A 19,354-nucleotide genomic window follows, 5' to 3' on the forward strand; every position below is an offset into this window, starting at 1 on the left:
CGGAGCGCGGCGACGTCCTGGCGCGGACGGTTCCCCCACCCGCCTGGGTCTTCCGGGACTCGTGCGGAGGCAGTCGTGCCGCAGGGAACCGATCGGACCGTACGCCGGGTTATACACGCAGTCAACTACCCGGTAACAAAAGGGTGTTGGGGATCAAGAAGGCCGGGCGCCGGGCTGCCCCGCCGGGTGTGCGAAGGGCGCCACGACCACGTGCACCAGCGCGTCGAGGAGGTCCGGCAGCGCGTCGAAGCGGCCCTCGTCGACCGCCTGGTGCACGGCCGCGTGGACGGCGCCCACCACCGTGTCCACCAGCTCGGCCCGGCCGACCCCCGGCGGACCCGGCGGGGCGTCCGTGAAGAACCGGCGAAAACTGGCCAGAAGTTCGGACCGCGCCCGGCGCCCCGCGGGCCCCACCGACTCGATCTCGACCACCATCACGGCGAAGGCCGGGGTCTCGGCGAGCAGGGTGAGCAGCACCCGCAGCCCGGCCCGCACGGCGGTCGGCCAGGACCCGGCGCCGGCGGCCGCGCCCGCCTCCTCGTACGCCCGTTCCATGGCCCGTACCACCGTCTGCGTGCCGCTGCGGTAGGCGGCGACCATCGCGTCCTCCTTGCCGGAGAACAGCTCGTAGAAGACCGGTCGGGTCACCCCGGCGGCCCGGCAGATGTCGCTGATCCGGGCGCCCGTGTAGCCGTTGGCCGCGACCGTGCGGGCCATGCCGTCGAGGAGCCGCTCGCGCTGGCGCGAGGCCACCTGCTCGGGGCTGAGCCGGCGCGGCCCGGGCCGCAGCGAGCGCTCGGGCTCGCGGCCCGTGCGGGCTCCCGGCAGGACCAGTTCCTCCTCGGCGCGGCGAGTGCTCGTCATCGGCCACATCCTCCGGTGGTTGTTGACGTCACGTGCCCGACAGGATTACAACCCTCGTGGGTTTTCCTCTCGGTGTTCCGGGCGGGCCGGTGGAGCCGCACCCCTGTGGGACGGGATGCGTCGCCGCCGCGTACCGCACACCGAGTATTACGCTCCACCCCGTATCGCGACACCGCTGTCGGAGATCCGTGGCGCCGGATCCCTCCGGCGGCGTCCGTCGCCCTCGTGTCGTCGCCGTGTCACCGCGTCCCCGTGAGCTCCGGCGCGCCGTTTCCCGACGGCCGTCCCCGGTACGCGATCCCCGCGCGGCGCGACCCCCTCGTGCGTCCCCGTGTGCCCGTACGTCCTCGGGTACCCGGCCACGCACGCATGCCCGTCGCGTTCTCCCACCCTCCGCCTCGTGCGAAAGGAACCCTCATGGACAAGCGTGCCCTCACCGCGGCCTTAGGTGCCGCCGTCGCCGCCGTGCTCGCGATCACCGGCTCCGCCGCCGCGACCGCCTCCGCCGGCGAGGTCCTCACCACCGGCAGCCCGACCGGCCCCGCCGTCGCCTCCGGCGACGTGCTCTCCGCCTCGCTCGCCACCGGGTCCACGGCGAGAATCGCCACCACCCTGGGCGGCAGCACCGGCATCACCTGCACCGCCTCGGCGTTCACCGCCACGGCGAACACCAACCCGACGGCGCCCGGCACCGCGACCGAGACGGTCACCGCGCACACGCTCAGCACCTGCTCGACCAACATCGTCGGCGCCACCGGCGTGCAGAGCATCACCGTCAACAACCTGCCCTTCAACGCGGCCGTCACCTCCGGCGGTTCGCTCACCGTCTCGGCGGGCGCCGCGGGGCCGATCCAGACCACCCTGAAGATCAACACGATCCTGGGCCTCACCACCTGCGTCTACCGGGCCGGCAGCCTGACCGCCACGCCCGCCAACGCGGACAACTCGCTGAGCTTCAAGGACCAGTTGTTCACCAAGTTCAGCGGCCCCAGCACCTGTCCGGCCAACGGCTACTTCACCGCCAAGTACGGCCCGGTGCGCGACACCACGCAGGCCGGCAGCCCGGTGGTCTTCGTCAACTGACCTTCCGGCAGCCGCCGTCACCGCTCCCCGGCCGCCTCGGGCGGCCGGGGGGTCACTCGGCGTGGTCCCGCAGGTACCGCGCGCGGGCGACGGCGGGATAGCGCACGGTGAAGACGATCGGCACGAGGAAGCAGACCACCGTCAGGACCGTGCGCGCGGCGCCGTCCTCGGGCCGTGCGTGCCGCAGCCACACCGCGCCCACGCCGCCGACCGTGAACGCCGCGGCCCAGACGCGGGTGATGACGACGTTGACCCGGCGGAAGAGCGGGTTGTCCCAGAGCTCGGCGGGCACCGAGGTGCGCGCGATCCCCAGCGTGAACGGCCTGCCCACGGCGAGCGAGCCCCAGGCCACCGCGGCGAGCCACAGCGAGGCCCCGGCCGAGGCGTAGTGCGTCACGAAGGCGGAGTCCGGCGCGGCGAAGGCCGCGACCGCGCAGCCCGCGAAGTAGACGGCCGCGCTCGCCTCGATCACCAGGGCGTCCCAGGCACGGCCCGCCCGCCGCTGCCGGAGGGTCACCGCGACGGCGAGCACCAGGCCGGTGAGCAGGGCGTAGCGGATGTCGACGACGCCGGTCAGCGCGCTGACGGCGATCCACGGAAGAAAGCTGACCAGGTACGTCATGGGTCCCCCACGCTCCTCATGTTCCACTTCCACCTGCTCGACATTCCTATGCTGACATGTCGAATGTAGAAACTCCACCTGTGACCTGTCAACAGTGGAATATGGCAGCTAGAGTGATCCCATGAGCCTTCGACACGCACTCCTCGGTCTCCTCGCGGAGGGCCCGGCCAGCGGCTACGACCTGCTCGGCACTTTCCGCACCTCGCTCTCGCACGTCTGGCCGGCCACCCAGAGCCAGATCTACACCGAGCTGACCAAGCTGGACGCCGCCGGTCTCACCCGCGTCGCCGACGAGGGGCCGCGCGGACGCAAGACGTACGAGATCACCGAGGCGGGCCGCGACGAACTGCGCCACTGGCTCCTGGAGGTCCCCCCGAGCGGCTACCGGCGCAACGACAACCTGCTGCGGGTCTTCCTGCTCGGCGCGGTCGACACCGCCGAGGCCGGGGCCTATCTGCGCCGCGAGGCCGAGGCCGCCCGCCGCAAGCACGCGGAGCTCCAGGCGGTGGAGCGGGACACCGACTGGGACGAGGGCGGCCTGTCCGTCTACGGCCGCCTCACCCTGGAATGGGGCAAGCGGATCACGCTGCTCCAGGCCGAGTGGGCCGCCTGGGCGGAGCAGGAGATCGAGGCCGCCCGCACCAGCGGCTGACGCGCGTCCGCCGCCCCGGCTACCCCTCCAGGTGCCCCAGCACCGCGCGCGTCGCGCGGGCCACGGCGGCGCGGGTCTCCGCCGTGTGGTCGAGGGTCTCGAAGGCGTGCCGGGCCAGCGGGACATCGACCAGGTCGAGCGCGGCCCCGGCCTCTTCGGCCGCGCCGACGAACGCCTCCACCGTCGTCGCGAACACCTCGTGCTCCAGGCCCGCCCGGGTCAGCACCACCGGCGGGCTCGCCGCCGACACCGCCTCGGCCGGCCGGAAGCGGGGATGCACGGCACGCCAGGCCGGCGGGGGAGCGAGGACGGGATAGCTCAGGGCCACCGCCCGCAGCCAGGGCGGCGGCGCCGCGAGCCAGTCCGCCGAGAGCAGGCCGCCGGCCGACAGGAACCACAGCGCGATCCGCTCCCCGTCCACCCGAGGATCGGCCCGGACGAGCTCGACCGCCCCGGCCAGGTCCTCCGCCGCGCGCGGATAGTCCCCCAGGTCGTGCAGGCGATGGTCCAGGGTCGCCCCCACCGCGCCCAGGCTCGCCACGTACCGGGCGTAGCCGAGCAGGGTCGGCGAGTCGCGCGGCGTCGGCCGGGTGCCGGGCGAGACCGGACCGCCGTGCACGAACAGCACCGCCGGGCGTGGCCCCTCGGCCTCCGGCAGATGCAGGTCGACCCGCCCCTCGCGCACCCGGGGCCGCTCGGCGACGTCCAGGAGGAAGGACCCGGCGTGCGCCGGAGACGCCTGCTCCGGCGCCGCCACCCGGTGCCCCTCGTCGGCGGCGGCCCGCAGCAGCGCCCCGGCCAGCTCACCGGGCGCGGAGAGCATCGGCCAGTGCCCGGTGGCCAGTTCGAGGAAGCCCACCCGTGGCCCGGCGAGCACCCGGAACGCCGGCGGGCCCGTCGCCACCAGCATCTCCACCATCGCGATCCCGTTGCCGTTCGCCGTGCACAGCACCCCGGTCGTCGGCCGCTCGAAGGGACTGCGGGTCAGCCGCAGCGGCTGGGTCAGCGTCCGCGCGGGCTGCGGCACGGCGAGCCGGTCCAGCCGCGCCAGCGCCTCGGCCGGGACCCCGTCCAGGCTGCCCCACCGCCGCCACTCCTCACCCGACGGCGGCGCCACGAACCCGTCCCGCTCCGCCACGGCCCCCTCGGGTACGAGCGCGAGCGCCGCGTCCCCGTCCCCCGGCATCCCCGCGTCCAGGTACACCACCCGCGCCACCCGCCCCGGCCGCCGGTCGGCGGCGCCCAGCGCCGGATGGATGCCGTAGTCGTGCCCCACGACCACCACCTCGTCCGCCGCACAGCCGTCGACCGCCCGCACCACGTTGGCGACATGCGTCTCCAGATCCGTCTCCGGCCCCCCGGGCGGCCCGTCCACCATCCCCGTGAGCCCCACCGGAACCACCTCGGCCCCCGCAGCCCGCAGCCGCTCCGCGACCTCTCCCCAGACCCAGCCCCCGGTGAAGGGCCCCGACACCAATACGAATGCGGTCATCGTTCCGTCTCCTCACGTTCCTGCCGTTCCTGGTGACGCGGGAACGGTAGGAACTCCCCCTGGGGGAGGTTCAAGCGGGACGCCCCGGATAGCCTGGTGGCTCCCGGCGAGGGAGGGGGCAGGGCGTGTCGGCTGAGGAGTGGTGGAGCATCGGGGAGCTCGCCGAACGCGCGGGGGTCACCGTCAAGACCGTGCGCTTCTACTCCGACCGTGGTCTCCTGCCCGAGGCCGGGCGCAGCGGTGGCGGTCATCGGCGGTACGGGCCCGAGGCCCTGGACCGGATCCGGCTGATCCGCTCCCTGCGTACCCTGGACCTGCCGGTCTCGGCCGTCGGGCGGGTGCTCGACCGCGACGACGACCTGGAGGACGTGGTCGCGGCCCGGTTGCGGGAGGTCGGCGGGCGACTCGCCGCCCTGCGCTGGCAGGAGGCCTCGCTCCGGCTCCTCCAGGACTGCGCGCCCGAGGAGCGCGCGGAACGGCTGCGGCTGCTCGGGGCCGTGCCCGTACCGCCCGACACGACGGCCCTGGCGCGCTTCTGGCGCCGGACGCTGCCCGTGCGGCTGCCGCCCCGGCTCGCCGCCGCGGTGGTCGGCGTCGCCGTGCCCGAACCTCCCCAGGACCCCACCCCCGCCCAGGTGCTGGCCTTCGCCCGCCTGCACGCGCTCGTCGCCCGCGCGCCCGCCCCCGTCGTCCACCTGGACGGGCTCGACCACCGCCCCGCCGTGCTGTACGACGGCCTCGGCGAGGCGTACGCCCTCGCGGCGGCGCGCATCCGGGAGGGCGGGGCGCCGGACCGGGGCGAGGCGCTCGACTGCTTCGTCGCCGCCTACGCCGCCGCGCTCGGCGTGCCCGACACCCGCGCCTTCCGGCGCCGCCTCGCCGGGCTCATGGTCCGGGGCTTCGACCCGCTGATCGCCCGCTACTGGGAGCTCGTGGGAGAGGTCACCGCACCGGCCTCGGGCCCCGCCGAGCCGACGGCGGGCGCCACCCACCACTGGCTCTGCGTGGCCCTGAAGACCGGCCCCGGGACGCGGCCCCCGCTACGCGGTCAGGAGAAGGAGCGGCCGAAGAACTCCAGCTCGGCGACGGCCACCTGACGGGTCGGGTCCGCCCGCCACGCCGTGCGCACCACCAGCCGCACGGACACGGCGTCACGCACCCGCAGCTCGATCTTCTGGGTGCCGCCGTCGTTGATCCGGTGCTGGGAGGTGTGCGTCTCGCCGCCCGCGTCCGTGACCACCAGGTCGAAGGTGCGCGGCGTGGCCTGACCGTCGGCCCGGGTCGTGTTCTTCCCGCTGCCGGGGGTGATCAGGACCGCCAGCAGGTCCGTCGGCTCGCCGAACAGCGCCTCCAGGTACTGGCCCGCCGAGTCGCCCGCGTACCCGGTGCCCCACCAGGTGTTGGAGTAGCCGTCGCCCGCCATCGCGGGACCCTGCTTCGGGGCCGAGTGCGAGGCGCGCCAGGCCGCCGGGTGGACCGGGGCCCGGTCGGCGAAGTGGTCCTGCACCGCGCGGGCGGCGGGCGGGCCGCCGAAGATCCCGCCGACGAGCAGGGCCACCACGGCGGCCGTCGCCGCGACCCGCACGATCCAGCGCCCCCGGTCCCGGGCGAGCCGGGGACGCTGACCGGCGTACGGGCCTTCGGCCTCGGTCACCGGCCGGGCGGACAGCGGCGTCGCGCACAGCCGGCAGAAGTGCCGGCCGGGCGTGTTGGGGGTCCCGCAGGCGTGGCAGGGCTTGCCGCCCTGGGGGACCACGGGCGCCTCGGCCGCCCGCACCGTCGGCCGGGGCGCGTCCGGGCGGCCGGGCAGCACGGCGGCGGGGGCGGACGGGTCGCCCTCCGGGACCGGGACGAGGAGGGCGCGGACGACGGTGTCGGAGGGGCGGGCGGGGGGAGTGGGAGTGGGAGTGGGAGCGGGGGCCGGTGCCGTCGTGGCCTGGGGTGCTTCCGGGGCTTCGGAGCGGCCGGGCGCCTCCGTGGAGGGCGCCTCGGGGGACCCCGTACCGGATCCGGCACCGTCCTCCCCGCCGTCGCCCTCCGCGTCCCGCACCGCGGGCAGCGGTGCGGTGACCGCCTCGGACGCCGGGGCGCCCGCGCCCGTACCTGCGCCGCCGGACTCCCCGGCGGGGGCCGCCGAACCGGCGTCCCCGGACCCGTCCCCGGAGCCGGTCGCCGCCGGGCGCGCCGAGGGCGTGTCCCAGCGGAGGAAGGCGCCGCACGCGTCGCAGAAGGACTGGTCCGTCGCCCGGACGGGACGGGCGCAGTCCGGGCAGGGACGGGTGTTGCCGGTGTCGCTCATGGGGTGGAGGCTCCTTCGGAGGCGGAAGCGGTGGTCACCGTGGTGGTGAACGGAAGATGGGCCGGGCGCGCGGCCGCCACGACCGCGCGCAGCCGGTACGGGTCCACGGCGCCCGGGTCGGCGACCCGCAGGGTCACGTGGAGTCCGGGCACCGGCGTGCCGGGGAACGGGCCGAGCGGGCGCACCTGCCAGTGCGCGCCGCCGCTCTCGACGACCTCGGGGGCGGTGCCGAAGGCGAGCCGCACGGCCGCCACGAGCCCGCGCCGGGTGCCCCGCACCCGGTGCAGCGCGACGGCCGCCGCGACCGCCCGGCGGCGTGTCTCCAGCGGCTCGGATCCGTCGAGTTCGGCGCCGACCCAGGTCGCCAGGTAGTCGACGAAGTCGGCGGGGGCCAGCGCGGGCGAGAAGTACGCCTCCAGCGAGTCCAGCACGTTGAAGAGGGGCGCGAGGACCACGTCGAGGCCCGACACGAACCGGCGCCCGAAGTCGTCCTCCGCGTACACGGCGGGCAGCGCGTCGCCCAGCGGGTACGGCGTCGCCAGGCCCGGCACCGTACCGCGCGCGGAGCCGCCCGCGACGCCGGGCCGCGGCCCGTTCACCGGGCCTCGATCACGCGGACGTGGTGGTCGAACGGGAACAGCAGCGCGGACGGGGCCAGTTCGATCCGGTCCGTCGCCTCGCCGCGGCGGCCGGTCAGCGGGTCGGCCGGGTGGAGCAGCACCTCGTCGACGAGCTCCACGCCCGGCACCCGCTGGAGCGCCGCGAAGATCTCCCCGGCGCGCAGCGGACGCCCGAACGGCCAGCCCTCGCCGTGCACACCGCCGGTCAGCGGGTCGAGGTACGCGTAGAGCGCGTCCAGTGCGTCGGAGCGCACCTTCTCGGGCTTGACGGCCCGGAAGGCGTGCAGCGTGGCCACCACCGTCGCCCCCTGGTAGAACGGCGGCCCGACCGCGAGCCGGGTGCCCAGCGGACGCCGCTCGTCGAGGAAGTCGGTCACCCGGGCCAGCAACTCCTCGCCGGGCACGAGCTGTTCGAAGCGCAGCCGGCCGCCCCGGTCCGGCACCGCCTGCGGTACCACGAGCACCCGCACCGCGTTGTCCCCGGCCTCCGCCGCGTCCGCCGCGAGACACGCGATCCGCGCGGTCTCGGGCGCCGCCCGGCGGGCCAGCTCCTCGTAGTCGCGGGCGGTGACCGCCCGCTCCTGGGCGCGCAGCGCGATCGGCGCGCGCAGCCGCGCCTCCTCGACGGTCTCGCCGTCCACCCCGCCGCGCGCCGCCTCACGGTTCTCGACCCGGGCGATGTACGGGATGGAGCTGCGCAGCACGCTGATCGCGGAGCGGGCGACGTTGCCGGACCGGCCGCCGCCGGTGCCGTACCGGGCGACCCGGATCGCCGCGCCCTTCGGCGGCACGGCGCCGAACTGGCGCAGGGTGCCGTCCGGTTGGCGCACGCTCGGGCCGAAGGCGATCTCGCCGGTCGTCGCGTCCAGGGTGAAGTGCCGGTCGCGGGGGCGCGAGGACGCGAAGTCGGGGACCAGGGTCCACTCGTGCCACCCGGTCGCGGAGTCGCCCTCGCCGGGGGCCTCGCCCTCGTGCTGCCCGGGTCCCGGCCCGTCCGGGTGCTCGGCGATCTGGAGCAGCAGTGGCGGCCGGTTCACCACCGGCGCGTGGCTCAGCCGGACCCGCTGCCCGGGGACGCCCTCCGACGCGCCCAGCGACTCGTCCCGTACCGTCTCCGCGTGCGCCGCCCGCACCGTACCGCCGATGGTGAAGGCGCTCGCCGCGCGGACCGTCGGCGACTCGCTGTACGCGGGCTGGCCCTCGGCCGCCCGGACGACCCGGCAGCGCACCCAGCCGGCCTCGTGCCGGCCCAGACGGGAGACGGCGTGCCCGGCCGGTATGTGCAGCACCACCTCGCCGGGCCGGTTGAGACCGCCCGTGGTGTCCTCGTCGACCTCGCAGGCCACCCAGCCGTCCGTCGCCGTCCACGCCTCCCACACCAGCGGAGGCATCCGCGGGTCCACGCCCACGCCGTCCACCCGGCTGTCCAGGCCAAGCACCAGGACACAGGCCGGGACGGCCGCCGACAGGCCGAACAGCAGCAGGTCGCCGACGGCCGGCAGGGGGCCGAAGGCGGGCACGTCGGAGCCGCCGAGGACGTCCTGCGTACGGTCCTCCGGCGTGGCGTCGGCCGGCTGGCGCAGAAAACGGGCCAGCTCGCAGGGGACCACCGTCAGATCGTCGGTGGTGGCGAAGACGACCGCCTCCTCCGTCTCCGTACGCCCCGTCGACACCTCCGTGCCGGCCGGCAGCAGCACCGGCTCGCTCTGCGGCGCCGAAAGCCGGAACGTGACGTCGGCGTGGGCCGCGGCGGGCGGGAAGAGGGTGATGCCGAGCAGGTCGAGGAAGGCCAGGTGGTTCTTCTCCGGGACCCGGTTCAGACGGTAGACCAGCTGGTCCGCCATGTGCGCGACGGCCTCGACGAGCGTGACGCCGGGATCCGAGACGTTGTGGTCCGTCCACTCGGGACACGCCTGCTGGATGTAGCGCTTGGCGTCGTCGACGAACTGCTGGAAGCGCCGGTCGTCGAGATGGGGTGCGGGCAGGGCCATGGCGGTTCAGTCCTCGGAGGGGATGACGTAGAAGGGGAAGACGAGGTTGCGCGGGTTGTTGGTGCCGCGCACCCGGTAGCGGACGTCGATGTGCAGCGTGGCCGGATCCCCCGGGGCCGGGGTCACCATGACCTCCTCCACCTGGATGCGCGGCTCCCAGCGCTCCAGCGAGGTCAGCACCTCGTACCGGATCCGCCCCGTCGTCGCGTCGTTCACCGGCGCGAAGACCAGCTCGTGCACCGCGCAGCCGAACTCGGGCCGCATCGGCCGCTCGCCCGGCGCCGTGGCCAGCACCAGACGCATCGACTCCTCGATCTCGCGGTCGCGCCGGACCAGCGCGATGGCCCCGCTCGGGCCGGTGCGCAAGGGGAACGCCCAGCCCGCGCCGACGAAATGCTCACTCATGGAAGCTGCTCTCTCCGCTCGTACGGGGCCGTCAGAGCGGCGAGGCCGCGAGCACCGGGTTGGGGATCGGGACCGTGTAGGTGACCAGGGCGGGGGAGTTGATGACGGTCTGCGGCGCCGACGCCTTGAACCGCGTCAGCGCCTTCACGTCGACCCCGGTGGCCGAGGTGATCTCGACCCCCCGGCCCGCGGCGAGCCTGATCTGCCCCATCGCCGACAGCGTGAGATCCTCCCCCGACTCCACCGTCACGCCCTGGGCGCCGCTGATCGTCACCGTGCCGTCGCTGTCGACGGTCAGCGTCGTACGGGCCTCGTTGAGCTCGATGCTCAGCTTCCCCTTCGCGGTGCGCAGCCGGATGCCGTGCGAGGCGCGGGTCCGGCCGCCGCCCTCCTCCCGCAGCTCCACCGTGTGCCCGGTGCGCGAGGTCAGCGCACGCCACTGGACCCGGCCGCTGGTCGGATCGACCGGCGGCACCCGGTCGGTCGCCGGGGTGTGCTTGTCGACGCCGTTGTACAGCCCCGCCAGGACGTACGGATGCTCCAGCGAGCCCCGGTCGAAGGCGCAGAGCACCTCGTCGTCGACGTCCGGCAGCATCAGCCCGCCGCCCCCGCGCCCGCCCAGCTGGGCGACCCGGCACCAGTCGCTCTCGTACGTCGCCGACAGCCACGGGAAACGCAGCCTGACCCGGCCCAGCGACAGCGGGTCCTTGGTGTTGGTGACAAGCGCGACCGCCACCCCGGGCATCGGCGGCGCCGGTTCACCGCCGCCCGCGGCCGTCCCGTACAGCGAACGGAACTGGCGGCCCGACACGGTCAGCCAGGACGTGAACTGCCGCCCCGAGGCGAAGACATGCCGCACCCCGGTCGCCGTGTAGCGCCCCTCGAACGGGAACCCGGCGCCCTTCACCGCCACCGGCTGCCCCGGCTTCAGCTCCGGGTTGCCGGTCACGGCCACCTCCACCTCCGCGAAGGAGCCCGTGACGTCGTCCGCGAGCGACTTCGCCGCCTGCCGCACCTCCGACTGGGTGGTGAACGGGCGGTCCGCGAGCGTGAGTTCGGCCGTCCCGAACGGCGCGGCGAGCTGCGCCGGAGTGATGTCCGAGACGATCTCCGTGCTGCTCACCGCCGGGGTCGGCGAGGACAGCGCCTGCCGTGTCCGGGGATCCCAGCCCCGTACGTCGACCCGGCCGACCTGGCCCGCGGCCGTCACCGACACCCTGCTGTGCAGCGTGTTGTGCCCGAAGTCCAGGACGTACGGGCTCTGCGCGGCCGGCGTCGTGTCGGCGGGCGCGGAGGCGGCGGGCGGCAGGGCGGCGAAGGTGAGCCGGCCCGCCGGGTCGACCGAAAGCCGCACGTCGTTCGCCTGGGCGAGCCGCGACAGGAAGTCCCAGTCGGTGATGTTCGGCTGGGTCGCCAGCTCGTACACCGTGGGCGTCGCGTCGACCTTCCCGAGCGGCACCCGGTTCAGCGCCGCCACCTTCCGCACGATGTCGGAGGCGGTCATGTTCGGATAGCCCTCGACCCGGCGGTTGCGCAGCAGCCGGTGCCCCGGGTCGTAACCGCGCACGATCAGATACCGCCCGAGCGACGGCGCCGCGTCCGCCTCCAGCGCCGTCACCTCGCCCGTGAGCATCGGCGCGCCGAGCCGCCCGTCGGTGAACGGCGAAAGCACCGCCATCGCCCCCACCTTCAGGAAGGGGAACTTCTCCGTCAGCGTGCCGTCCTTGTCGCTGAAGGTCAGCTGGAACGCCGACGGCACGTTGACGCTCGCGTCCACCCAGCCCTCCGTGAGGCGGACCGCCAGCGCGTCGGGCAGGGTCACCCCGTCCAGCTGCACGTGCAGGACGGTGGTGAAGGTCTTCTCGCTCATGCGGCGCCCTCGGTCGGCGAAGTCTGCGATGGGAAGGTCGATACGGGCGGCCGGACGGCCGCCGGAAGCTCGGAGGCGGACGGCAGCAGCAGCTCCGTGCCGGGGCTCAGCCGCATCGGGTCGTCGATGCCGTTCGCCTCGGCGATCACCCGCCAGCGGGTCGCGTCGCCGTACTCCCGCCACGCCAGGGAGGCCAGCGAGTCACCGGCGACGGTACGGTGCACCCGGCGCGCGGAGAGCGCGCCGGACGTCGGGTTCTGCTTCTTCGTCTCGGAGGCGACCTCGGTCAGCGACAGCGAGCAGGTGGCACGGATCGGCACACCGCTCGGGCTGAACAGGGTGTACGTCGCCGATACGTTGGTCACGTACGCGACGAACTGCACCGTCGAGAACGAACCCCACGAGAAGCGCACCCACGGCGGGCTCGGCGCCTTCGAGTCGACGCTCTGCGCCGTCACCTCGCAGCAGGACAGCAGCAGCTCCACCTGGCTCTGCACCGCCGTCGAACTCGGCGTCCCCGACGCGTCCAGGAACACCTCCAGATCCAGCGAGGCGGGCCGGCTGCCGGTGAACTTCGGCGGCGCGCCCCGGGTGTAGGCGACCGCGGGCTCGGTGTGCCAGTCCGCCGAGCGGCTCAGCCGCAGCTGGTCCGGGTTGAACTGGAACTTCACCTCGCCGATGGCGCCGCCCATCGAGCCGCCGAGGTCCGTCGGCGGCTGATGGATCGACAACGAGGCCCGCGACAGACCGCGCGCCGCCTTACCGCCCGAGGGCGCCGCCATCTCAGGCCCCTCCGGCGTCGGTGAACCCGTGGTGCGCGATCTCCAGGGTCTCGGTCGCCACGGCCGGGTTCCCCGGGTCCAGGCTCGGCCCCGTCCACCGGACCGGCAGCACCTCCACCAGGCCCCACTGGGCCACCACCGACTTGTCGGCGCGCAGCGCGGCGATCTGTGCCGTCGGGCGGGTGATGCCGGTGGCCAGCGAGGAGATCCACGCGGCGACCCGGGCGGTGTCCGGGGTCAGCGGACGGGTCAGCCGGATGGTCGAGAACGTGACACGGGTGGGCAACTGCCACACGAAGCCGTTGTTCCCGCCTTCCTGCCGCTGCTCGACCTCCACCTCGGAGGCGAGGCCGTCACAGCCGTTGAAGAGACCGAGGTCCTGACCGTCGATCGTGAGTCTGAAGAAGATGGTGGAGGCGGGGTCCAGGGGCTGGGGCATGGGAGTTCTCTCGGACTCGGTGGGGAGGGTGGAGGGTGGACGGAGACGACGCCATCTCAGCGCCCGTGATCACGCAGCCGCCCGATCCGCTCGCGGTCCGCCCGCAGCTCGGCCCGCAACAGCCGGGACAGCGGCGTGACCAGCCGCCGCGCCAACTCGTCGAGCTGCGCGGGCGAGGAGGCGGTGGCCGCGGCCTGCTCCGGAGCCGGAGCGGGAGCCGCCGGGGCGGGCGCGGAACCGGCCGAGCGCTGCACGGGCGCCCGGGGCGGTAGCGGGGTCGGGACGACCGGCGCGGGCGCGGGCGCGGGAGCTGGCGCACTCACCGGGAGGGCCCGGCTCGGCACGGGCGCCGGCACGACGGCGGGCGCCTGCTGCACCGCGACCGGAGTCCGCACGGGCTGCGCGGGGCGCGGTGCCGACAGGGGTACGACGGGGGGTGCGGGGGTGCTTCGTTGCACGGCGGCGGGGGCGGTGCGGGCGGTGGGCGTGACGGGCCCTGCCGCCGGGGCCGGGGCGGGGGCGCTTGGCGCCGAGTGCTGGGGGGCGAGGGGGCGTGCCGTCGCCAGGGGCAGGGGGGCGGGGCCTGTTGTCCGGGCGCGGGGGAGCGCGATGCGCTGGACGGGGCCGGCCCGGCCCGTGGCCGCCTGCGGCGGGGGCGTGACGGAGGGACGCGGGGCCGTCTCCGGCGTGGCCGGGGGCGCCGACTGCACGGGAGTCGTGGGGGTCGCCGACGCAGGCGGGACCGGATCCTGGGGGGCCGGGCGCACAGGGGTGTTGGTCGGCGCCGGGGTTGCCTTGGGGGCAAGTTGCACGGGTGGGACGGTCGACGCCGAGGGGGCTGCGGGCGTGCTCTGCGCCCGGGTGACGGACGGAGCCGGGGTTGCCTTGGGGGCCGGCTGCACGGGCGTTGTGGTCGGTGCCGGGGCCGTCGAGGGTGCGCCGTGTGCCGGGGTGGTGGACAGCCCTGAGGTTGCCTTCGAGGCCGGCTGCGCGGGTGTGGTGGACGGCGCCGTGGGCGCCTTGGAGGCCGGCTGCACAGGTGTGGTGGAGGGGGCTGCGGGCGCGCTCTGCGCCGGGGTGGCGGAATGGATCGGGGTCGCCGTGTGGGACGCCTGCGAGGGCGGCGTCGAAGGAGCCGCCGGGGTGATCGGCGGGCCGATCGGGGAGCGGCGGGGCCGAGGTCCGGTCGGCGTCGCGGCCGGGTCCGCCACGGCGCGCTGGACCGGCGCCCCGACTCCCTTGCGGGCCGGGGCCGTCGGCGTCGCCGTACTCCAGTCGGCGCCCGGAGCGCGGCGGGAGCGGCGCACCGGGGGGCCGGACCGTGCGGCGGTGTCGTCGGACGGGGTCCCGGGTCCGTCGAGGGGTCGCGCGGGCGTGGGCTCGGGCTCGGGAGCCGGGGTCGCGGTTACGGCTCCTGCAGTGGGGGCGCTCTCCGCCCGCTGGACCGGGGGCGTCGGCTGCGGTGTGCCGGGCGCGCCCACGGGTGCAAGGCGCCGCTGCGGTGCCGTACCGGCAGTGGCGCGCGCCGTGGTGAAGAACCCTTCGCGTACGGGACGGGCGACGGGCGTGACGTCCACGGCGGGCCGAACCGGGTGCGCCGGTTCGGCCCGCTGGACGACAGGGGTGCTCGGCACGGGGGAGGGGCCCACGGCCGAGTCGCCCCTGACGGGGAGCGCCGCAGGGGCGACGCTCGTCCTGGGCGCGCGCTGGACGGAGGCGGTCGATGCCGCGGTGTCCTGCGCGCGGGGGGTGGTGGGTGCCGTCCCGGTCGTCGGGACGGCAGGACGCACGGGCTCGGTCGCCCGAGGAGCCGAGGCCGGAACCTCGGCGGGCGTCCCGGAGGCGCGGTGCGCCGTCCCGGCCGCCCGGCGGGCGGCGATCGCGGCGGCACCCGGAGGGGCCGCCTTCGCCGTGGCCCGCTGAACGGGCGCGTCCGATGCGGACGTGCTGGGCGCGCCGGACGTGCTGGTCGAGCTGGGCACGCTGGACGTGCCGGGCACGCTGGACGTGCTGGACGTGCTGGACGTGCCGGGCACGCTGGACGTGCCGGGCGCGCTGGTCGAGCGGGGCACGCTGGACGTGCTGGACGTGCTGGACGTGCTGGTCGAGCGGGGCACGCTGGACGTGCTGGACGTGCTGGACGTGCTGGACGAGCTGGACGAGCGGGGCACGCTGGACGTGCCGGGCGCGCTGGGCGCGCTGGTCGAGCCGGATGTGCTGGACGTGCCGGGCACGCTGGGCGAGCCGGTCGTGCTGGTCGACCGGGACGTGCCGATCAACCCGGACGTGCCAGACACGCCGGACGTGCTGGTCGAGCCAGTCGCCCCGGACGCACCAGTCGCCCCAGGCACCCCAGCGTCCCGCTGGACGGGCGCAGCCGCCGACCCCGGAGCCGTGGCCCGCCGGACGGGCACCCCCGCGCCAGGTACGGGTGCCGCCGCGCCCGCCTTGGGCGCCGCACCCGCGGCATCGGTGTCCGTCGCCGTTCGCACCGGCGTGGCCGCGGGCGTCGCCCCCGGGGTGCCGGACGCCCGCCGTGCGGGCGTGACGGGAGCGCTGGTGTCGCCGGCCCGGTGGGCCGACATGGTCCCGGAGGCGCCGGACGCCCGCTGGACGGCCTCGCCCGGACCGTTGGCGCCGCCGGCCCACGGGGCCGGCGTGGTCCCGGTCGCCGCCCCCGGCACGTTGGAGGCCCGCTGGACCGGCGTGGTCCCGGTCGCGGCAACCGGCACGTTGGAGGCCCGTGGGATCGGCGTGGTCCCGGTCGCCGCGCCCGGCACGCCGGAAGCCCGCGAGGCCGACGCGACCCCGGTCGCCGCACCCGGCACGCCGGACGCCCGCTGGACCGGCGCGGCCCCGGACGCCCGCTGGACCGGCGCCGCCGGATCCGAGCCGGCCCCCGCGCCCCGTGGCGCGGCCCCCGCCCCCGTCACCGGCAGCCGTACGGCCGGGAGTTCGACGCCGGGCGGCGGGTCGGGGATGACGCGGACGGCGTCGAGGAGGAGGCCGCCCGGGGCGGACGGGGTGCGGCCGTGGCCGAGTTCGCGTTGGAAGGACGGGTCCGCGTGGGTGGCGAGGCGGGTGGAGAAGGACGGGTCGGCGACCCGCTGCGGCGGGGCGAGGACGCGCTGGACCGGCGGGAGCGCCGCCCACGCGTCGCCCCGGCCCGGTCGCGGCGCCGCCGCGGTCTCCGCCGACGGCTCCGGCGACGTCTCGTCGCCCGCGCCGCGCCGCGACCTCCACCTGCCGAACATTCCCATCCCCTCCCGCTCCCCTCTCAACTTCACCCCGTCACGCCTGGGCCGACCGCTCCACCAGCGACGCGGCCCGCTCGACGTACCGCCTCCGGTCCCCGTGTTCGAGGTCCAGGACCGTGTCGAGGGACCAGTGGAAGTGGTAGGCGAGGTACGCGGTCTCCTCCTCGATCCGGTCGGCCGCGTACGTCACGATTCCCCCAGGCGGCTCCCGGCCAGCTCGACCTCGAAGGACTCCGAGCAGTGCGGGCAGGCCACGGCGGCCCGGGTGTGGCCCTCCGCGTTGATCTGCCGGTAGAAGTCCTGGAGGAACGCCAGGTCGGAGGCGAACATGTTCTCCACCGTCCCGTCGTGCACCGACGGCAGCGTGCCGAGCCGGGTGACGACCCGGCCGAGCAGCACGACCGACAGGTACGCGGGGTTCTCCCGCACCCGGACGTCGCGCAGCGGCACGAGCTCGTCCCGGGCCGTCGCGAGACGCATCGCGCCGCGCCGGTGCACGGTGCCGGACTCGTCCACGTAACCGCGCGGCAGCTCGAACTCGAACTCCGTGCGCAGCGGTTCGCGCCGCTCTTCGGCGGAGGGGGACGCGACCGCGCCCCCGGGGCCTTCGCGTCGCATTACTCGATGACCAGCTCTTCGAACACGATGGTGACGGTCTCGGTGAGCGCGGCGGCGTCGCCCGCCTTGACCCCGCTCGTGTCGACCTTGCTGCACCAGGCGTTGCGCAGGTTGTACCGCTTCACCGGGTTGTTCTGGTAGTCCATCATCATGATCGTGGCGTTCTTGCGCGCCGATCCCATGTCGCCCGCGATGGACTGGTTGATCCACTCGTTGAAGGTCGCGCTCTGCGTCATGCCGCGCACGACCGTGCACTGACCGGCCTTCTTCACGCCGGGCATCTTCTTCACGACGGGCTTGCCGTCGGCCGAGACCTGCTGGTACTCGATGACGTCCTGCTCCATCGACAGGCCGCTGACCTCCTGGAGGTACTCGACCATGACGCCGTCGATCTGGAGGCCGAAGTTATGGGTGGTGAGGGCGTCACCGGGCTGCAGGGACATACGGGGTCACTCCTTGGTTCTGGTCCGCTGAGGTAGGGCGCCACCGGCGCGCGAGGGGGGGCCGGGTGGGAGGGGGTTCCTCCCACCCGGGAGGGGGGCTGCTACTCCTCCAGCTCGCCGCCGCCGCCCTGGAACTGCGCCAGCCGGAAGACCACGAACTCCGCCGGCTTCACCGGGGCGATGCCGATCTCGCAGACCACCCGGCCGAGGTCCACGGACTCCGGCGGGTTCGTCTCCTCGTCGCACTTCACGTAGAACGCGTCCTCGGGGCGCTGCCCGAAGAGGGCCCCGGAGCGCCACTCGTTCACGAGGAACGCCGAGATGTTGCGGCGGATACGGGCCCACAGCGCCTGGTCGTTCGGCTCGAAGACGACCCACTGGGTGCCGATGAGGATCGACTCTTCGAGGTAGTTGAAGTAGCGGCGCACGTTGAGGTAGCGCCACGCCGGGTCGGAGGCGAGGGTGCGGGCGCCCCACACGCGGATGCCGCGGCCGGGGAACGCGCGGATGCAGTTGACGCCGACGGGGTTGAGCAGGTCCTGCTCACCGCGGGTGATCTGGAGCTCCAGGTCGACGGCGCCGCGCACGATCTCGTTGGCGGGCGCCTTGTGCACACCGCGCTCGGAGTCGTTGCGGGCCCACACGCCGGCCAGGTGGCCCGACGGCGGGACGGTGCGGGTCTGGCCGGAGGCAGGGTCGAAGGCCTTGATCCACGGGTAGTAGAGGGCCGCGTAGCGCGAGTCGTAACCGGCCGTCTCCTGCCGCCACTTGCGGATGTCGCGGGCGTTCATGGCCGGCGGCGGGTCGAGGAGCGCCATCCGGTCGCCCATCAGCTCGCAGTGCGCGATGAGGCCGAGCTGGACGGCCTTGACCTGCTCCAGGTCGATGAGGCCCTGCTGGTAGGCGGCCATCAGGTCCGGCACGGCGACCATGGTGATCTCGTCGAACGCCTCCAGGCCGCCGAAGCCGGTGCGGTCCGCCGAGTCGCCGATGAACTCGCCGGACTCCAGGGCCTTCTCCTGGCCGGCGCGGGCCGCAGCGACGGGCAGCGCGGCCGGGGCCGGCGGGGTGAGGGTCACGGACTGCGCGTCAGGACGGGCGAGCGCGGCACCGGCCGCGGCCTCCTCGACCACGATCGTCTTGGACCGCTGCCGGACCTGGGTCACGACGAAATTGCGGGCGCTCTTCTTCGCGCTGACCTCGAAGGTCTCGACGGCCTTGTCCCCGTCCTTGACGACCAGCTTGAAGCGCTCGTCGTCGCCCTCGGCCTCCTGCACCTCGACGGTGAGCGTGCCGTCCGGGCCGGAACCCGCGGCGATGGCGGCGACCCGGAAGGCGCCGAGCGCGACGGCGGTGCCGGGCAGCAGCTCCTTCGGGGCGTCCGTACCGCTCGCGCCCGGCGTCGAGGGCAGCGCGCCGGAGGCGTCCCCGCCGCCGACCCGGACGATGTACGCCGCGGTGCCGCCGTTGTTGAAGAAGCCGTAGACGGAGTGCGCCAGGTAGTACCCGTCCGTGAAGTCTCCGAAGGAGGCGACGTACTGGGACCAGTTGGTCACCAGCGTCGGCTCGTGCAGCGGTCCGTACGGCGCGAGTCCGACGAACGCGGCGACGGAGGTGCCGACCCCCTCGATGGGGCGGGAGCCGCTGGCGACTTCCTCGACGTAGACACCGGGGGAGAGGTAGGTGGGCATGGGTACGTGCGCTCCTCGGAGGGTACGGAGGACGGGAAAGGGGCGGTGACGTTTCCGACCCTCTCGCGCCCCCGCGCCCCGGCGCGTGGACGAACGGGCGGCGCCGAGGGCAGCGATCGCTGCCTCAGCGGACACCCGGAAGGGCAGACCGTACGGAAGGGCAGCCCGGCCTGCCCCCGCACCGGGACCATCGGACACGCCCGGACGCCCCGCCCGCCCGTAGCCT

At 75.1% G+C, this 19,354-nt stretch carries 19 protein-coding genes; 4 read left to right on the forward strand and 15 right to left on the reverse strand.

Annotation, left to right across the window (positions count from 1 at the left end):
* Nucleotides 1-153 precede the first annotated feature (153 nt).
* Nucleotides 154-864 (reverse strand): TetR/AcrR family transcriptional regulator, encoded by a 711-nt coding sequence (locus tag ABTZ54_RS01440; protein ID WP_351655464.1) that lies wholly within the window; start codon nt 862-864, stop codon nt 154-156.
* A gap of 417 nt (nt 865-1,281) precedes the next feature.
* Here ABTZ54_RS01440 and ABTZ54_RS01445 point away from each other — a divergent pair, with 417 nt between their 5' ends.
* Nucleotides 1,282-1,947, forward strand: a complete 666-nt coding sequence (locus ABTZ54_RS01445; RefSeq protein WP_351655466.1) for a Tat pathway signal sequence domain protein — start codon at nt 1,282-1,284, stop codon at nt 1,945-1,947.
* Nucleotides 1,948-1,999: 52 nt separating this feature from the next.
* Here ABTZ54_RS01445 and ABTZ54_RS01450 read toward each other — a convergent pair whose 3' ends face one another.
* The gene (locus tag ABTZ54_RS01450; RefSeq protein WP_351655469.1) at nt 2,000-2,569 is read right to left on the reverse strand and encodes a hypothetical protein; all 570 of its coding nucleotides are present in this window, start codon (nt 2,567-2,569) and stop codon (nt 2,000-2,002) included.
* A gap of 121 nt (nt 2,570-2,690) precedes the next feature.
* On the opposite strand from ABTZ54_RS01450, the gene ABTZ54_RS01455 reads away from it, so the two are divergent.
* Nucleotides 2,691-3,221 carry a PadR family transcriptional regulator gene (locus ABTZ54_RS01455; RefSeq protein WP_351655472.1) on the forward strand — a complete coding sequence of 177 codons (531 nt, stop codon included), beginning with the start codon at nt 2,691-2,693 and terminating at the stop codon, nt 3,219-3,221.
* Nucleotides 3,222-3,240: 19 nt separating this feature from the next.
* On the opposite strand, the gene ABTZ54_RS01460 is transcribed toward ABTZ54_RS01455, so the two are convergent.
* Nucleotides 3,241-4,713, reverse strand: coding sequence for an alpha/beta hydrolase (locus tag ABTZ54_RS01460; protein WP_351655475.1), 1,473 nt, complete (start codon nt 4,711-4,713; stop codon nt 3,241-3,243).
* Nucleotides 4,714-4,838: 125 nt separating this feature from the next.
* Between ABTZ54_RS01460 and ABTZ54_RS01465 the strand changes: the two genes are divergently transcribed.
* Nucleotides 4,839-5,810 (forward strand): helix-turn-helix domain-containing protein, encoded by a 972-nt coding sequence (locus ABTZ54_RS01465; protein WP_351655478.1) that lies wholly within the window; start codon nt 4,839-4,841, stop codon nt 5,808-5,810.
* On the opposite strand, the gene ABTZ54_RS01470 is transcribed toward ABTZ54_RS01465, so the two are convergent.
* Genes ABTZ54_RS01470 through ABTZ54_RS01505 form a run of 8 tightly spaced genes read right to left on the reverse strand, consistent with a single transcriptional unit; the run spans nt 5,762 to nt 13,496 of the window.
* Entirely contained in the window at nt 5,762-7,012 is a 1,251-nt protein-coding gene (locus tag ABTZ54_RS01470) for an NADase-type glycan-binding domain-containing protein (protein ID WP_351655481.1), read from the reverse strand. The two genes, ABTZ54_RS01465 and ABTZ54_RS01470, sit on opposite strands and share 49 nt — an antisense overlap.
* Nucleotides 7,009-7,611, reverse strand: coding sequence for a phage tail protein (locus ABTZ54_RS01475; protein ID WP_351655484.1), 603 nt, complete (start codon nt 7,609-7,611; stop codon nt 7,009-7,011). The genes ABTZ54_RS01470 and ABTZ54_RS01475 overlap by 4 nt, the downstream gene beginning before the upstream one ends.
* Nucleotides 7,608-9,623 (reverse strand): putative baseplate assembly protein, encoded by a 2,016-nt coding sequence (locus tag ABTZ54_RS01480; RefSeq protein ID WP_351655487.1) that lies wholly within the window; start codon nt 9,621-9,623, stop codon nt 7,608-7,610. Before ABTZ54_RS01480 ends, ABTZ54_RS01475 begins: the two co-directional genes overlap by 4 nt.
* Before the next feature lie 6 nt (nt 9,624-9,629).
* Nucleotides 9,630-10,028, reverse strand: a complete 399-nt coding sequence (locus ABTZ54_RS01485; RefSeq protein ID WP_351655490.1) for a GPW/gp25 family protein — start codon at nt 10,026-10,028, stop codon at nt 9,630-9,632.
* 31 nt (nt 10,029-10,059) lie between these two features.
* A complete protein-coding gene (locus ABTZ54_RS01490) occupies nt 10,060-11,898 on the reverse strand; it encodes a VgrG-related protein (protein ID WP_351655493.1) in 1,839 nt (612 codons plus the stop codon).
* On the reverse strand, nt 11,895-12,680 hold the full coding sequence (locus ABTZ54_RS01495) for a CIS tube protein (RefSeq protein ID WP_351655496.1): 786 nt from the start codon (nt 12,678-12,680) through the stop codon (nt 11,895-11,897). The genes ABTZ54_RS01490 and ABTZ54_RS01495 overlap by 4 nt, the downstream gene beginning before the upstream one ends.
* A 1-nt stretch (nt 12,681) precedes the next feature.
* Complete coding sequence (locus tag ABTZ54_RS01500; protein WP_351655499.1) at nt 12,682-13,119, reverse strand: phage tail protein; 438 nt, start codon at nt 13,117-13,119, stop codon at nt 12,682-12,684.
* Between the two features lie 56 nt (nt 13,120-13,175).
* Nucleotides 13,176-13,496: a hypothetical protein gene (locus ABTZ54_RS01505; protein ID WP_351656470.1), complete on the reverse strand. Its 321-nt coding sequence runs from the start codon at nt 13,494-13,496 to the stop codon at nt 13,176-13,178.
* Between the two features lie 1,189 nt (nt 13,497-14,685).
* Between ABTZ54_RS01505 and ABTZ54_RS01510 the strand changes: the two genes are divergently transcribed.
* On the forward strand, nt 14,686-15,042 hold the full coding sequence (locus tag ABTZ54_RS01510; protein WP_351656473.1) for a hypothetical protein: 357 nt from the start codon (nt 14,686-14,688) through the stop codon (nt 15,040-15,042).
* A gap of 1,368 nt (nt 15,043-16,410) precedes the next feature.
* Here the strand turns inward: ABTZ54_RS01510 and ABTZ54_RS01515 are convergent.
* From ABTZ54_RS01515 to ABTZ54_RS01530, 4 genes are all read right to left on the reverse strand, one after another.
* Complete coding sequence (locus tag ABTZ54_RS01515; protein WP_351655502.1) at nt 16,411-16,566, reverse strand: DUF6760 family protein; 156 nt, start codon at nt 16,564-16,566, stop codon at nt 16,411-16,413.
* A complete protein-coding gene (locus ABTZ54_RS01520) occupies nt 16,563-16,994 on the reverse strand; it encodes a hypothetical protein (protein WP_351655504.1) in 432 nt (143 codons plus the stop codon). The genes ABTZ54_RS01515 and ABTZ54_RS01520 overlap by 4 nt, the downstream gene beginning before the upstream one ends.
* Nucleotides 16,994-17,437: a phage tail protein gene (locus tag ABTZ54_RS01525; protein WP_046912465.1), complete on the reverse strand. Its 444-nt coding sequence runs from the start codon at nt 17,435-17,437 to the stop codon at nt 16,994-16,996. The genes ABTZ54_RS01520 and ABTZ54_RS01525 overlap by 1 nt, the downstream gene beginning before the upstream one ends.
* 101 nt (nt 17,438-17,538) lie before the next feature.
* Nucleotides 17,539-19,128, reverse strand: a complete 1,590-nt coding sequence (locus tag ABTZ54_RS01530) for a phage tail sheath family protein (protein ID WP_351655509.1) — start codon at nt 19,126-19,128, stop codon at nt 17,539-17,541.
* Nucleotides 19,129-19,354: the final 226 nt, after the last annotated feature.

This window comes from Streptomyces sp. NPDC094032 (assembly GCF_040303965.1).
Classification (GTDB): domain Bacteria; phylum Actinomycetota; class Actinomycetes; order Streptomycetales; family Streptomycetaceae; genus Streptomyces.